The following is a 14,942-nucleotide window of genomic DNA, read 5'->3' as shown; positions in this document are numbered from 1 at the left end:
TGGCCCGTGCGCACCTGTGCGGCTGGCCGATGACCGTGGCCATCGGCGATCGCGTCGGCAGCCCGCTGGACATGTCGCCGCTGGACGCCCTCGCCTCGTTCGCCAACCCTGTGCCTGCCCTGCCGCATTTTTCCGGCAAGGATCGCGAACGCCATCACCTGCTCGCGCAACTGCAGCGTATGGACGCCACAGGCCTCGATCAGCTGTTGCTGCTTACCGGCGACCGCCTGCCCGGCCATGAACCAGGCCTGCGCCCGGTGCGCTACCTGGAATCGGTCGCCGCCCTGCAGATTGCCCGCCAGGCCTGCCCGCACTGGCTGCTGGGCGCGGCACTGAACCCGTTCAAGTACCACGAGGAAGAAGGCGGCGCCCAGTATTTCAAGGCCGAGAAAAAGCTGGCGGCTGGGGCTGACTTCTTCACCCTGCAACTGGGCTTTGATGCCGCCAAGCACCAGGAAGCCATGCACTGGATGCGCCGCCAGCCCACGCCCAAGCCCATGCTGGCCTGCCTCATGAGCCTCACCCACGGGCGCGCGACGATGCTCGACCATGTGGCCGGCGTCACCGTCACCCCGTCCATGCGCGACATGCTCGAAGCGGAGACCGCGCAGTCCAAGGTATTTGCCCAGGCGCGCAGTGTTGACCGCCTGGCCTTGCAGATCATCGGTGTAAAGCTGATGGGCTACGCCGGTGTGCACCTCTCAGGGGTGCACGAACTCAAGCAGTTGCTGGCCCTGGAAGCCCGTATCGAGCACTGGCAAACCCGGGTTCACACGCTGGAGCAATGGGCGCCCGCCTGGCAGGCCAGCTGGCAGATGCCCGGCCTGCCGGCAGTGATCTTCCATCCGCCGCAGGCGAGCTGGCGCCAGGGCGAGTCACAGGTCGATGCCTCGTTCAAGGAGAAAGCGCGCTATCACCTGATGCACGGCATGCATTCACTGCTGTTCAGCCGCCGCAACGGCCTGAGCAAGGCATTTGGCTGGGCGGTGCGCCAGCCTCTGTGGGCTACGCGCCTTGGCGCACAGGTGCTGCACAAGGTGGAGCGTGCGGTGAAACGGCCACTGGTGGGTTGCGATACCTGTGGCCGCTGCCGCCTCGAAGATACCTTGTACGTCTGCCCAGAAACCTGCCCCAAAGGCCTGGCCAACGGCCCCTGCGGTGGAACCGCCCTGAACCGCTGCGAGTTCGGCGACCGCGAGTGCATCCACAGCGTCAAGTACCGCACCGCCAAAGCCGTGCGGCAAACTGCCGTGCTGACCGAGCGGCTGATCCCGTGCATCGAGGTCGAAACCCGCCACCGCAGCTCCTGGCCGCAGTGGTTCGCAGCGCAGACGCCTCGGCGGCTCAGCCCGCAGCCAACGCCTCGAAGCCAGCCCGAATCGTAGCTTCGGGTAATTCATCGGCGATGAACACCATCACACTCTCGCGCGTTTCGCCAGCGCCCCACTCGGCGTCCCAATCGAAGCCATAGAGCTTGAGCACACCTTGGAATACCAGCTTGCGCTCCTCGCCGGCAATGTTCAGCACGCCCTTGTAGCGCAGCAGTTGTGTGCCGTGGGTTTCCAGCAGTTCGTTCATGAAGCCGCTGAGGCGATCGATATCCAACGCAGTGTCCGTGCGCAGCACCATCGTGGAGATACGGTCCGGCGTGGCGGGTTTGAGCACCGGGCGCAGTGTCGGTTTCAAGTTCGCACCCAGGTCAGGGTTGAGGTTGAAACCTCGCACATCCAGTAGTTCAGCCAGGTCGATGCATCCGTGTTCAACCACCCGGATCGCGGCCCGACCATTGATGCGGGCCAGGCGCTCGCGCAGCGCGTCTACCGCAGCCGGCTCGACCAAGTCTGTCTTGCTCAGCAGCAAGCGATCGGCAAAGCCGACCTGGGCCTGAGCGATGGTCTGGGTCAGGTGCAGTTCGGCATGCGCGGCATCGACCAGGGTGATGATGCCGTCGAGGATGTAGCGCTCACGCAGTTCCTCGTCGATGAAGAAGGTTTGCGCTACCGGCGCCGGGTCGGCCAGGCCGGTACATTCGATCACCAGGCGGTCGAAGGCGATTTCCCCGGCATCCAGGCGCTCGAGCAGCAGGTACAGGGCGCGGGTCAGGTCGCCATGGATGCTGCAACACACACAACCGTTGGCCAGGGTCATTACCTGCACCGGCTGGTCGCCCAGCAATTGGCTGTCAATGCCGGCCTCACTGAATTCGTTTTCGATCACCGCGAGCTTCAGGCCGTGCTCGGCCTTGAGCATGTGCTTGAGCAAGGTGGTCTTGCCGGCACCGAGGAAGCCCGTGAGGACGGTTACGGGAATAGGCGTCTGCACGCAGAAAGTCTCCTGAATCTGAAAATGACTGTGGGAGCCGGTTACCCAGGCTCCCACAGGTTCACACGTGTCGCAGGCTCAACAGCACTTGGGCCCGGACTTGCCGCCGTAACGCGCTTCTTGCCGTTCGCGGAAGAACGCTTCGTAGCTCATCACCGGCTTGTCCGGGTGCGTCTTCTGCATGTGCTCGACATAGTTGTCGTAGTCGGGCATGCCGACCATCAGGCGGGCTGCCTGCCCCAGGTATTTTCCCAGTCGACCCAAGTCGTTGAACATAACTGCAGTCCTCTCGATTACGCGTCAGGCAACGCCTGGAACGGGGTTTCCTTGTCGGTGCGCTCCTTGCGGCCCAGGGCGGCGTAGCCGACCTTGATGGCGAAGAACAGGATGCTGAAGACCACCAGCAGGAACAGAATCGTCAGGCCCGCGTTGGTGTAGGCGTTGAAGATCACGTGCTGCATCTGCCCGATGTCCTTGGCCGGGGCCAGCACTTGGCCTGCGTCCAGCGCGGTGCTGTACTTCTTGGCCAGGGCCAGGAAGCCAACCGCCGGGTTCGGGTCGAACAGCTTGATCAGGCCAGCAGCAGTGGTGCAGATCAGCAGCCAGACGGCCGGCAGCAGGGTGACCCAGATGTAGCGCTGACGCTTCATCTTGATCAGCACCACGGTACCGAGCATCAAGGCGATACCGGCCAGCATCTGGTTGGAGATGCCAAACAGCGGCCACAGGGTGTTGATGCCGCCCAGCGGGTCGATCACGCCCTGGTAAAGCAGGTAGCCCCAGAGTGCCACGCAGCCAGCGGTGGCGAGCAGGTTGGCACCCCACGATTCAGTGCGTTTGAATGCTGGCACGAAGCTGCCCAGCAGGTCCTGCAGCATGAAGCGCCCGGCTCGGGTACCGGCGTCCACTGCGGTGAGGATGAACAGCGCCTCGAACAGGATCGCGAAGTGGTACCAGAAGGCCATGGTGTTTTCACCTGGCAACACCTGGTGCAGGATCTGCGCGATACCGACCGCCAGGGTAGGCGCACCACCAGCACGGGCCAGGATGGTGTGCTCGCCGATGTCACGGGCGACGGCTTCAAGCTGCTCGGGTGTAATCAGGAAGCCCCAGCTGCTGACTGTCTGCGCCACCGACGCTACGTCTGCACCGACCACGGCAGCCGGGCTGTTCATGGCGAAGTACACGCCAGGCTCGATCACCGAAGCGGCGACCATGGCCATGATGGCGACGAACGATTCCATCAGCATGCCACCGTAGCCGATGTAGCGGGCGTTGGTTTCGTTATCCAGCAGCTTGGGGGTGGTCCCCGAGGAAATCAGCGCGTGGAAGCCGGACACCGCACCACAGGCAATGGTGATGAACAGGAACGGGAACAGGGTGCCCTTCCACACAGGGCCCGTGCCGTCGGTGAACTGGGTCAGCGCCGGCATTTTCAGCTCGGGGGCAATGATCAGGATACCGATGGCCAGGCCCACGATGGTGCCGATCTTGAGGAAGGTCGACAGGTAGTCACGTGGTGCCAGCACCAGCCAGACCGGCAGCACGGCGGCGACAAAGCCGTAGCCCACCAGCATCCAGGTGATCTGCACCCCGGTGAAGGTGAACGCCGGGCCCCATACCGGGTCCGCAGCGATCACGCCGCCCAGCCAGATAGACGCCAGCAGCAGCACTACGCCAACCACCGAGATCTCGCCAATGCGGCCCGGGCGGATGTAGCGCATGTAGATGCCCATGAACATCGCGATCGGGATGGTCGCCATCACCGTGAACATGCCCCACGGGCTTTCGGCGAGGGCCTTGACCACGATCAACGCCAACACCGCGAGGATGATGATCATGATCAGGAAGCAGCCGAACAGGGCGATGGTCCCCGGAATGCGGCCCATCTCCTCGCGCACCATGTCGCCCAGCGAGCGACCATTGCGGCGGGTAGACATGAACAGGACCATGAAGTCCTGCACCGCACCGGCCAGCACCACGCCGGCAATCAGCCACAACGTGCCGGGCAAGTAGCCCATTTGCGCGGCAAGTACCGGGCCGACCAAGGGGCCTGCGCCCGCGATGGCGGCGAAGTGGTGACCGAAAAGAATGTGTTTGTTGGTCGGAACGTAGTCCAGACCGTCGTTGTTGAGCACCGCCGGGGTGGCACGGCGAGGGTCGAGTTGCATCACCTTGGTGGCGATGAACAAGCTGTAGTAACGGTAGGCAACCAGGTAAATGGCCACCGCCGCGACCACGATCCACAAGGCGTTGATTGCCTCGCCGCGACGCAGGGCAACCACACCCAGCGCGCAGGCCCCTATGACTGCCAGCGCCAACCACGGAATGTGGCGTAGCAGGCTATTATTGTTGTTCATGGTTAGCTTCCAGCTGGTGGATTGGAAAGACCGCCCACCGAGTCTAGGGCGAGTCATCGCGCATTGCCACACTTGCTTTGGTCTAGAGCCTCTGCGGCCAGATTGCGGTACCTGATGCACATAACATTCTAACTATAGTCAGGATGTCACCTTAGGACCTACCCAAGGATCCATGCCATGAGCGATCACGACGAACGCCGCCGTTTCCAGCGTATCCAGTTCGACGCCCCGACCAGGCTTTGCCAGGGCGAACGTTGCTGGGAGGTGAAACTGCTCGACCTGTCCCTCAAAGGCCTGCTGGTCGAAAGCCCGAAAACCTGGGATCCCGACCTGAGCCAGGATTTCGAAGCCTACATCGTGCTCAACGACGAAGTGACCGAGGTGCAGATGCAGGTCGAACTGCGCCACGAAGAACCGAGCCGGCTGGGCTTCATCTGCCTGTACATCGACATCGATTCGATGAGCCATTTGCACCGTCTTGTGGAATTGAACGTGGCCGACAGCACCGAAATGATGCGCGAGCTGCGCGAACTCATCGAATAATGAAATCTCTTAGCTAGCTAATATCATTCCCACCGAGTGTTTCCTGTCTACCCAGACAGCTTTAAGCCTGGGTAGCAGAACTTTGTACACAGCTTTCCAATACAGCTTCTGACAAGTTGGTACGCCTTCTGCATTGGGATTTAGCACCCAATGCGGTCGTATCTGTGCGCGCTCCGATCAAAATATTGTATACAATTCTTGTGGCAATCATTTGAGGTAAGTGTCTACAGTAGCGGCACAACAATAAACAGAGAGCCTGCTCCATGACTACGTCCCCTAGCACGTCTCCCGCCAAGCGCCCCGAGGATGAAAACCTCGGCCTTGGTGCCAACCTGGCTTATGGTCTGCAGCATGTGTTGACCATGTACGGGGGGATCGTCGCGGTACCCCTGATCCTGGGGCAGGCCGCGGGCCTGAACGGTGCCGAAATCGGCATGCTGATCGCCGCCTCACTGTTTGCCGGTGGCCTGGCCACCCTATTGCAAACCCTTGGCCTGCCGTTCTTCGGCTGCCAGTTGCCGCTGGTGCAGGGCGTGTCGTTCGCCGGTGTGGCGACCATGGGTGCGATCCTCAGCAGCGAGGGCGGCGGTGGCCTGCCTGGCGTGCTTGGCGCGGTCATGGCGGCGTCGCTGATCGGCTTCCTGATCACCCCGGTGTTCTCGCGCATCACCAAGTTCTTCCCTCCCCTGGTGACCGGCATCGTCATCACCACCATCGGCCTGACCCTGATGCCAGTGGCCGCACGCTGGGTGATGGGTGGCAACAGCGCCTCGCCAGAGTTCGGCAGCGTGGCCAACATCGGCTTGGCCGGGTTGACCTTCGCCATCGTGCTGCTGTTGAGCAAGCTGGGCAGCGCGACCATTTCGCGCCTGTCGATCCTGCTGGCCATGGTGATCGGCACACTGATCGCCTGGTCGCTGGGCATGGCCGACTTCAGCAAGGTCACCGAAGGCCCGATGCTGGCCTTCCCCACGCCGTTCCACTTCGGCATGCCGGAGTTTCATATCGCCGCGATCCTGTCGATGTGCATCGTGATCATGGTAACCCTGGTGGAAACCTCGGCCGACATCCTCGCCGTGGGTGAAATCATCGACACCAAGGTTGACTCCAAGCGCCTGGGCAACGGCCTGCGTGCCGACATGGCATCGAGCATCCTGGCACCGATCTTCGGCTCGTTCACCCAGAGCGCGTTCGCCCAGAACGTCGGCCTGGTGGCCGTGACCGGGGTCAAGAGCCGCTACGTGGTGGCCACCGGTGGTGTGATTCTGGTGGTACTCGGCCTGCTGCCGATCATGGGCCGGGTGATTGCCGCCGTGCCTACCCCGGTACTGGGTGGCGCTGGCATCGTGCTGTTCGGCACCGTGGCGGCCAGCGGTATCCGTACTTTGTCCAAGGTCAGCTACAAGAACAACGTCAACCTGATCATCGTCGCGGCCTCGCTGGGCTTCGGCATGATCCCGATTGCCGCGCCGACCTTCTACCACCACTTCCCGAACTGGTTCGAAACCATCTTCCACTCGGGCATCAGCTCGGCGGCGATCATGGCCATCCTGCTGAACCTGATCTTCAACCACTTCACCACCGGCAACTCGGAAAACCAGTCGGTGTTCGCTGCGGCGTACGAGCGCACCATCCAGTATTCGGACATTTCCGCGCTGCGTGATGGCGACTACTTCAAGGACGGCAAGCTGTTCGATGCCGAGGGTAACGAAGTGCCGATGCTGGAGCTGGACGAGCATGGCAATGAAACGGTCAGGCGCGCTGCGGTTGCGGAGCATTGACTGCTGACTGAGCGGTGAGGTGGAGGGGGCCGATGCGCATCATCGGCCCCTTTTTCGTTTGCCTGTTCTGGCCTATCGCCGTCGATAGGGCCAGAACAGGCTACAAGTTACTCGAACAATGCATCCAGGGCTTGCTCCAGCCGGGTCACGGCAATCACCTGCAACCCCGCCGGTGGCTCTTTCGGCGCATTGCCCTTGGGCACGATGGCCCGCTTGAAGCCGTGCTTGGCCGCTTCCTTCAAGCGCTCCTGGCCACTGGGCACCGGCCGCACCTCACCCGACAGGCCGATCTCGCCAAACACCAGCAGACCATGGGCCAGCGGCCGATTACGCAGGCTGGACATGACCGCCGCCAGCAGCGCCAGGTCCGAAGCCGTTTCCAGCACTTTTACCCCGCCCACCACGTTGAGGAACACGTCCTGGTCATGGGTAGGAATACCGCCATGGCGGTGCAGCACCGCCAGCAACATGGCCAGGCGGTTCTGGTCCAGGCCCAGGGTTACCCGTCGCGGATTGGCCAGATGGCTATCGTCGACCAGCGCCTGCACTTCAACCAGCATTGGCCGGGTGCCCTCCCAGGTAGCCATCACCACGCTGCCAGGCACTTCTTCCTGGGTACGGTTGAGGAAGATCGCCGACGGGTTGGACACTTCTTTAAGGCCACGGTCGGTCATGCCGAACACGCCCAGCTCGTTGACCGCGCCAAAACGGTTCTTCACCGCCCGTAACAAGCGCAGTCGGCCATCGGACTCGCCTTCGAAATACAGCACGGTATCGACCATGTGCTCCAGTACCCGCGGGCCGGCCAGCGAGCCTTCCTTGGTCACGTGGCCAACCAGGAAGATCGCCGTGCCGCTCTGCTTGGCGTAACGCACCAGCAACGCCGTGCTTTCGCGCACCTGGGCCACGCCGCCGGGGGCCGATTGCAGTTGCTCGGTGAAAATCGTCTGGATCGAGTCAATCACCATCACCCTGGGTTTCTCGACGCGTGCCGTAGCGATGATGGTCTCGATGCAGGTTTCGGTCATTACCTTGAGCTGGTCCTGGGGCAGGCCCAGCCGCCGTGAGCGCATGGCAACCTGTTGCTGCGACTCCTCACCGGTGACATACAGCGCCGGCATGCCGACGGCGATGTTGCATAACGTTTGCAACAAAATGGTCGACTTGCCGATACCGGGGTCACCACCAATCAGCACCACAGAGCCATCCACCAGGCCACCGCCCAGTACGCGGTCCAGTTCAGTGCTGCTGGTGGTGAAGCGCGGGATTTCTTCGACGCTGACTTCGGCCAAGGTCTTGATCTGTGCCTGCTGCCCGGTCCAACCCGCGCGGCCGCTGCTGGGCGCAGCGGCGCCGCCGCTTTCGATCATGGTTTCGACCAGCGTGTTCCAGGCCCCGCATTCGCCGCACTGGCCGGCCCATTTGGGGAAGGTCGCGCCGCACTCGGTGCAGCCATACAAGCGCTTGGCCTTGGCCATGGGTGGGGTCTCCTGGAAAAAATCGCCATGATAGCCGAGCAGGACGTGTCTCGAACGCTTCGGGATGCGACAAAACTATTCGTTCTAACTGCAGTCAGTAGCCCTGAACACAACGCATGAAGCGTTTTAGTGGCTTACACTGCGTTAACCTTACCTTTTGTTACAAGGAACCAAACATGGGCATGCTCAACGAGTTCAAGGCTTTCGCGGTCAAAGGCAATGTCGTCGACATGGCGGTCGGTATCATCATCGGCGCGGCCTTCGGCAAGATCGTCTCGTCCTTCGTCGGCGACGTGATCATGCCACCACTGGGCCTGCTGATCGGTGGTGTGGACTTCAGCGACCTGGCCATTACCCTGAAGGCTGCCGAAGGTGACGTACCAGCGGTAGTGCTGGCGTATGGCAAGTTCATCCAGACCGTGATCGACTTCGTGATCGTGGCCTTTGCCATCTTCATGGGGGTGAAGGCGATCAACAGGCTCAAGCGTGAGGAAGCCGTGGCGCCGACTACGCCGCCGGTGCCTTCGGCTGAAGAGACACTGCTGACCGAGATTCGCGACTTGCTCAAGACGCAGAATCAGAATCGCTTGCCGTGAGGTAGCAGGGGGCTGCCTTGCAGCCCCCTGGCCTTACCAGTAGTTTTCGACCGCTACCTGCCCTGGCCGCTTGCTCAGGCTCAGTTGCAGGTCACGCGCTTTCAGCACTTTACGGGTTTCGTCGATCATTTCCGGGTTACCGCACAGCATCACCCGTGAATGCTCTGGCGACAGCGCCAGCCCCGCCGCCTTCTCCAGTTCACCATTCTCGATCAACGTGGTAATGCGCTGGTTCAACGCCCCTGGGTGTTGTTCACGGGTCACCACCGGAATGAACTGCAACTTGCCCGCATGCTCCGCCAGGTACTCGCGTTGCTCCAGCCCGGCGATTTCATCTACGTAGGCCAGCTCTTTGGCTTCGCGCACCGAGTACACCAGCTTGATGTTGTCGAAACGCTCCCAAGCCTCGAAGTCCTGCAGGATCGACATGAACGGCGCAATGCCCGTGCCCGTGGCCAGCAGCCACAGGTCGCGACCACCGACGAAACGGTCGAGGGTGAGGAAACCGAAAGCCTGACGGTCGATCAGCAAGGTATCGCCCGCACCCAGCCGGCTAAGCTCGCTGGTGAACTCGCCACCGGGTACCACGATGGAGAAAAAGTCCAGATGCTCATCATGGGGCGCGCTGACCATTGAATAGGCGCGCCACACCACGCTGCCATCGGCCTTGGTCACGCCAAGGCGGGCGAACTGACCGGAACGAAAGCGGAACCCCGCATCGCGCGTAACCCGCAGGCTGAAGAGGTTCGGCGTCAGCGGCTGAACATCGAGCAGGGTCTGGCGGGTGAACTTTTCGGCGCTAGCGGTCATATCGGGCTCCAGGGTTGGCGTGTGCACAGTGTCGCTTAAAGTGGCCTGGATAAAAACCACCGCTTTGTAGGGCCTCACCAGGGGTGATCGTGCCGAACTCGCAGAAAATCCTAAGTGCTATAACAAAAAAATCCCAACACCCAGGTAGGACTTTCCTACAATCATCGGGTACCCAAATGGATTGGATCCTACGCCCCGAGGAATGTCTCGATGCTTCACTGGAAACCCGAGCATCTTCATGCGTTCGTCAGCGAGCGCAACCCGCAGAAGCTGTTCGACATCGCTGTCCATCTGGCCCAAGAGCTGGGCATGGATTACCTTGGGCTCAATATCCGCATCCAGATCGCCACGCAGACACCAAGGCTGTACCTCTACAGCAACTACCCAAGTGAGTGGATCGAGCGCTATCAGCGCGACGACTTCTACAAGCAGGACCCAGCAGCGCACATGAGTCACAGTTCGACCACGCCCGTACTGTGGACTGACGACCTGTACCGAGAAGCCCCTCAATTTCGCGAAGCGGCCTGTCAGCACGGCTTGCGTCACGGTTGGACGCAATCGCTGCACGACCTGCAGCACAACGAAAGCCAGATCAGCGTGGCCAGGCCAGCCGAAAAGATCGACATCGTCGAGCTTTACGACAAGGCCGGCAGCGTCCAGTGGCTGTGCCATACCCTGCATGCCGTGCTTGGCGAACACCACCTGAACGCACTGTGCCCACCTCAACCAAGAATGAGCGAGCGTGAACTGGAAGTGCTGAAATGGTCGGCTGCCGGCAAGACCGCTGCCGACGTTGCCTGCATCCTGTCGCTTTCGCAAAGCACGGTGAACTTCCACATCCGCAGCGTGATCACCAAGACCAACGCTGCCAACAAGGCTGGCGCCATCGCCATCGCCGCCCTGCGTGGCTGGATCTGACCTTCACACCTGCGACCTTGGGCAAAGCCCTGTAGAATCGCCCGGCAAAGCCCGGAGCGAACCGCAACGGGCAGTTTCGTACCCGAGCCAGACGCCATGCCCCTGTTGACCACCCCCTACGCCGAACTCGACCTGATCCGCCAGCCGGAGCAGGCCAACGACCCGCTGCAGGCCTTCGATGCCGCCGACGAGTACCTGCTAGCGCAATTGCACGAACAGGCACCTGACGCCAACTGCCGGGTACTGGTGCTCAATGACAGCTTCGGCGCCCTGGCCGTCAGCCTGGCGGGCCGTCTGCAGGTGGTCAGCAGTGGTGACTCACATCTGGCGCACCTTGGCCTGGAAAAGAACCTGACGCGCAACGGTTTGACGTTCGATAGCGTGCCGTTCGTGCCCGCCAGCGAGCACTGGCAAGGCCTATTCGACCGAGTGCTGGTGCGCGTGCCCAAGACCCTGGCCCTGCTTGAAGAACAACTGATCCGCCTGCAGGGCCACCTGGCGCCTGGCGCGCAGGTGATTGCCGGGGCCATGATCAAGCACCTGCCACGGGCGGCCGGTGACCTGATGGAGAAGTACATCGGCCCTGTGCAGGCTTCGCTGGCACAGAAGAAGGCCCGCTTGCTGACGGCAACGGTGGCCGAACGCCCGCTCGCCCGCTCACCCTACCCTAGCCGCTACAACCTCGACGCGCCGGTGCTGGAGTTGGTCAACCACGCCAACGTGTTTTGCCGTGAGGGGTTGGATATCGGCACAAGGGCGTTCTTGCCCCACTTGCCCCGCGACCTGGGCAACGCGCGGGTCGCAGACCTGGGCTGCGGCAACGGCGTGCTGGCGATTGCCAGCGCCCTGGCCAACCCGGACGCTGAGTACACCTTGGTCGATGAGTCGTACATGGCCGTGCAATCAGCGCAGGAGAACTGGCGAGCTGCACTGGGCGAACGTGCCGCCAATTTCGTCGCGGCCGATGGGTTGGCCGGGGTAGAGAAACAATCGCTGGACGTGGTGCTATGCAACCCGCCGTTCCACCAGCAGCAGGTGGTGGGGGACTTCCTTGCCTGGCGCATGTTCCAGCAGGCGCGAGAAGCGCTGGTGGTGGGTGGGGCGCTGTACATCGTGGGCAACCGCCACCTGGGCTATCACAGCAAGCTGGCGCGGTTGTTCCGAGGGGTTGAGCAGGTGGCGGCTACGCCCAAGTTCGTCATTCTGAAAGCCCGCAAATAAGAGCCCGCGCCGCCCCTGTGGGAGCGGGCTTGCCCGCGAACACCGGCGAAGCCGGTGCCATCTATCGCGATGCCTGCTTCGCGGGCACGCCCGCTCCCACAGGCGCCCCCGCTGCTCTCAATGGGTGGTCAATCCCGCAGCCCCCATGAACAGCCGCATCACCCATGCCGCCACGCCCAGCGCGGCAACACTCATCGCCCAAATCAGCAGCAGCCAACCCAGCCGCTGCCACAGCGGTTTCTTGTCTTCCAAGCCATGTTTGCCCGTCATCATGCGGCCCTCCTAGTGATAACCGTCTTCGTGGGTCACCTTGCCGCGGAACACGTAGTAGCTCCAGAAGGTGTACATCAGGATGAACGGCAGGATGAACAGGGTGCCCACCAGCATGAAACCTTGGCTTTGCGGGGGCGCTGCGGCCTCCCAGATCGAGATCGACGGCGGGATGATGTTCGGCCACAGGCTGATGCCCAGGCCACTGTAACCCAGGAAGATCAACACCAGGGTGAGCAGGAACGGCGTGTAGTGTGCATTGCGCGCTACCGCCTTCAGCAGCCCGTAGAAGGTCACCAGCACCAGCAGCGGCACCGGCATGAACCAGAGCAGGTTTGGCATGCTGAACCAGCGGTCGGCGATTTGCGGGTAGGCGATGGGGGTCCACAGGCTGACGATACCGATCACCGCCAGCAGCACCAGCGCCAGCGGCCGGGCCATGTCGTGCATCTTCTGTTGCAGCGGCCCTTCGGTCTTCATGATCAGCCAGGTGCACCCCAACAACGTGTAGGCAACGATCAGCCCCAAACCACAGAACAGACTGAACGGGGTAAGCCAGTCGAGTGTGCCACCGGCGAAATGGCGGTCGACCACTTTGAAGCCTTCGAGGAAGGCACCCAACGCCACACCCTGGAAGAAGGTGGCGACCAACGACCCCCAGATGAATGCCTTGTCCCAGATATGCCGCTTGTCGGCCTTGGCCTTGAAGCGAAACTCGAAGGCCACGCCACGGAAGATCAAACCGATCAACATCAGGATAAGCGGCAGGTACAAGGCCTCGAGAACGACCGCGTAAGCCATCGGGAAAGCCCCGAACAGCCCCGCCCCGCCCAGGATCAACCAGGTTTCGTTGCCGTCCCACACTGGCGCGACAGTGTTCATCATCACATCACGGTCCTGCTCGCCCTTGACGAAGGGGAACAGCATGCCGATGCCCAGGTCGAAACCGTCCATCACCACGTACATCATGACGCCGAAAATGATGATCACGGCCCAGATCAGCGGAAGGTCGATACCCATGGCTCAGTTCCCCTTGTTCAGGCTGGCAGAGGTGGCCTCTCGGCCATCATCGGCGGCGGACAACGGCCGCGCCGGCGTGCGTTTCTGGCCAGGGCCACCCGGTGTGTGCTCGTCACCTTCCCCGGTCTGCGGCCCTTTGCGCACCAGGCGCATCATGTAGCCAAGGCCGGTGCCGAACAGGGCGAAATACACCACCACGAAGGCCACCAGGGTGAAACCAAGCTGGGCGTAGCTGTGGTTGGACACGCCGTCAGCCGTGCGCATCAGGCCATACACCACCCAAGGTTGGCGGCCGATTTCGGTGGTAAACCAGCCGGCCAGCAGCGCGACCAGCCCAGACGGGCCCATCCACAGGGCCACATGCAGGAACGGGCGCGAGCTGTACAGCGTGCCGCGCTTGCGCAACCACAGGCTCCACAGGCCGACGAAGATCATCAGGAAGCCGAGCCCGACCATGATCCGGAACGACCAGAACACGATGGTCGAGTTAGGCCGGTCCTCGGGCGGGAACTCCTTCATCGCCGGCACCTGCTTGTCCAGGCTATGGGTCAGGATCAGGCTGCCCAGCGCGGGAATCTCGACCTTGAAGCGGGTAGTCTCGGCCTTCATGTCGGGGATGCCGAACAGAATCAGCGGGGTCGGCTCGCCGGGTACGTTCTCCCAGTGGCCTTCGATCGCGGCAATTTTCACCGGTTGATGCTTGAGCGTGTTGAGGCCATGGAAGTCGCCAATCACCGCCTGGATCGGGGCGACGATAAGCGCCATCCACATGGCCATCGACAGCATCTTGCGCACGGCCGGGTTGTCACGCCCGCGCAGCAGGTGCCAAGCCGCCGAAGCACCGACGAAGAACGCGGTGGAAACGAACGCGGCTGTGGCCATGTGCATCAGGCGGTAGGGGAACGAGGGGTTGAACACCACTGCAAACCAGTCCACCGGCACCACCCGGCCATCGATGATCTCGTGGCCTTGTGGGGTTTGCATCCAGCTGTTGGAGGCAAGGATCCAGAACGTCGAAACCAGTGTGCCGAGCGCCACCATCACCGTGGAGAAGAAGTGCAGGCCACGGCCGACGCGGTTCCAGCCAAACAGCATGACACCCAGGAAGCCCGCCTCGAGGAAGAACGCAGTGAGAACTTCGTAGGTGAGCAGCGGGCCGGTGACGGCGCCGGCAAAGTCGGAGAAGCGGCTCCAGTTGGTGCCGAACTGGTAGGCCATGACCAGGCCAGAGACCACGCCCATGCCAAAGTTGACGGCGAATATCTTCGACCAGAAATGATAGAGATCACGGTAGACCTGGTTGTGGGTCCTCAGCCAGAGGCCTTCGAGGACTGCCAGGTAGCTCGCCAAGCCAATGGTGATGGCCGGGAACAGGATGTGGAACGACACGGTAAAGGCAAACTGCATTCGGGCGAGCTCTAAGGCCTCTATTCCGAACATGGTGCTTCCTCTTCAGATAATCCGGCGTCCGGGCTTGTGGCCCCAGTCGCCCACTGCCCCCACTGGGTCGAGTACGGCGCGTTGGAATTGTTCTGTTCGATCGCAGGGATTTCGGCCCAAGGGCCCGATCGTTACATCTGGAACGATTGATCCAGATCAACGACTGCTAGGAAGCATAGTCCC

General features: G+C 62.0%; 14 protein-coding genes. 6 read left to right on the top strand and 8 right to left on the bottom strand.

What is annotated here, in order from left to right; all coding sequences use genetic code 11:
* On the top strand, positions 1–1,385 hold a 1,385-nt coding region (locus APH35_RS20970; RefSeq protein WP_060515386.1), incomplete at its 5' end, for a methylenetetrahydrofolate reductase C-terminal domain-containing protein.
* On the opposite strand, the gene yjiA is transcribed toward APH35_RS20970, so the two are convergent.
* The 3 genes from yjiA to APH35_RS20955 all read right to left on the bottom strand — a co-directional run bounded on the left by yjiA (position 1,345) and on the right by APH35_RS20955 (position 4,682).
* Entirely contained in the window at positions 1,345–2,322 is a 978-nt protein-coding gene (gene yjiA / locus APH35_RS20965) for a GTPase (RefSeq protein ID WP_060515383.1), read from the bottom strand. The two genes, APH35_RS20970 and yjiA, sit on opposite strands and share 41 nt — an antisense overlap.
* Before the next feature lie 78 nt (positions 2,323–2,400).
* Complete coding sequence (locus APH35_RS20960) at positions 2,401–2,598, bottom strand: YbdD/YjiX family protein (RefSeq protein ID WP_003251633.1); 198 nt, start codon at positions 2,596–2,598, stop codon at positions 2,401–2,403.
* Between the two features lie 17 nt (positions 2,599–2,615).
* Complete coding sequence (locus APH35_RS20955) at positions 2,616–4,682, bottom strand: carbon starvation CstA family protein (protein WP_060515382.1); 2,067 nt, start codon at positions 4,680–4,682, stop codon at positions 2,616–2,618.
* 177 nt (positions 4,683–4,859) lie between these two features.
* Between APH35_RS20955 and APH35_RS20950 the strand changes: the two genes are divergently transcribed.
* Entirely contained in the window at positions 4,860–5,225 is a 366-nt protein-coding gene (locus APH35_RS20950) for a PilZ domain-containing protein (RefSeq protein ID WP_012274173.1), read from the top strand.
* Between the two features lie 263 nt (positions 5,226–5,488).
* On the top strand, positions 5,489–7,006 hold the full coding sequence (locus APH35_RS20945; RefSeq protein ID WP_012274174.1) for a nucleobase:cation symporter-2 family protein: 1,518 nt from the start codon (positions 5,489–5,491) through the stop codon (positions 7,004–7,006).
* A gap of 107 nt (positions 7,007–7,113) precedes the next feature.
* Here the strand turns inward: APH35_RS20945 and radA are convergent, their stop codons facing one another.
* On the bottom strand, positions 7,114–8,484 hold the full coding sequence (radA, locus tag APH35_RS20940) for a DNA repair protein RadA (RefSeq protein ID WP_012274175.1): 1,371 nt from the start codon (positions 8,482–8,484) through the stop codon (positions 7,114–7,116).
* Positions 8,485–8,660: 176 nt separating this feature from the next.
* Here radA and mscL point away from each other — a divergent pair, with 176 nt between their 5' ends.
* A complete protein-coding gene (gene mscL, locus APH35_RS20935; RefSeq protein WP_012274176.1) occupies positions 8,661–9,080 on the top strand; it encodes a large-conductance mechanosensitive channel protein MscL in 420 nt (139 codons plus the stop codon).
* Between the two features lie 33 nt (positions 9,081–9,113).
* On the opposite strand, the gene APH35_RS20930 is transcribed toward mscL, so the two are convergent.
* Complete coding sequence (locus APH35_RS20930) at positions 9,114–9,890, bottom strand: ferredoxin--NADP reductase (protein WP_041166589.1); 777 nt, start codon at positions 9,888–9,890, stop codon at positions 9,114–9,116.
* A 210-nt stretch (positions 9,891–10,100) separates the two neighbouring features.
* On the opposite strand from APH35_RS20930, the gene APH35_RS20925 reads away from it, so the two are divergent.
* Positions 10,101–10,808, top strand: a complete 708-nt coding sequence (locus tag APH35_RS20925) for an autoinducer binding domain-containing protein (RefSeq protein ID WP_060515381.1) — start codon at positions 10,101–10,103, stop codon at positions 10,806–10,808.
* A gap of 96 nt (positions 10,809–10,904) precedes the next feature.
* Positions 10,905–12,029, top strand: coding sequence for a methyltransferase (locus tag APH35_RS20920; RefSeq protein WP_060515380.1), 1,125 nt, complete (start codon positions 10,905–10,907; stop codon positions 12,027–12,029).
* Between the two features lie 117 nt (positions 12,030–12,146).
* On the opposite strand, the gene APH35_RS20915 is transcribed toward APH35_RS20920, so the two are convergent.
* Genes APH35_RS20915 through APH35_RS20905 form a run of 3 tightly spaced genes read right to left on the bottom strand, consistent with a single transcriptional unit; the run spans position 12,147 to position 14,759 of the window.
* On the bottom strand, positions 12,147–12,302 hold the full coding sequence (locus APH35_RS20915) for a DUF2474 domain-containing protein (RefSeq protein ID WP_012274180.1): 156 nt from the start codon (positions 12,300–12,302) through the stop codon (positions 12,147–12,149).
* Between the two features lie 9 nt (positions 12,303–12,311).
* A complete protein-coding gene (cydB, locus tag APH35_RS20910) occupies positions 12,312–13,319 on the bottom strand; it encodes a cytochrome d ubiquinol oxidase subunit II (protein ID WP_012274181.1) in 1,008 nt (335 codons plus the stop codon).
* A 3-nt stretch (positions 13,320–13,322) separates the two neighbouring features.
* Positions 13,323–14,759: a cytochrome ubiquinol oxidase subunit I gene (locus tag APH35_RS20905; protein WP_012274182.1), complete on the bottom strand. Its 1,437-nt coding sequence runs from the start codon at positions 14,757–14,759 to the stop codon at positions 13,323–13,325.
* Positions 14,760–14,942 lie beyond the last annotated feature (183 nt).

Origin of the sequence: Pseudomonas sp. NBRC 111132, from assembly GCF_001320565.1 — a bacterium.
Taxonomy (GTDB): Bacteria; Pseudomonadota; Gammaproteobacteria; order Pseudomonadales; family Pseudomonadaceae; genus Aquipseudomonas; species Aquipseudomonas putida_P.
The sequence above is the reverse complement of the archived record's forward strand: the minus strand, read 5'-3'. Positions and strand labels throughout refer to the sequence as shown.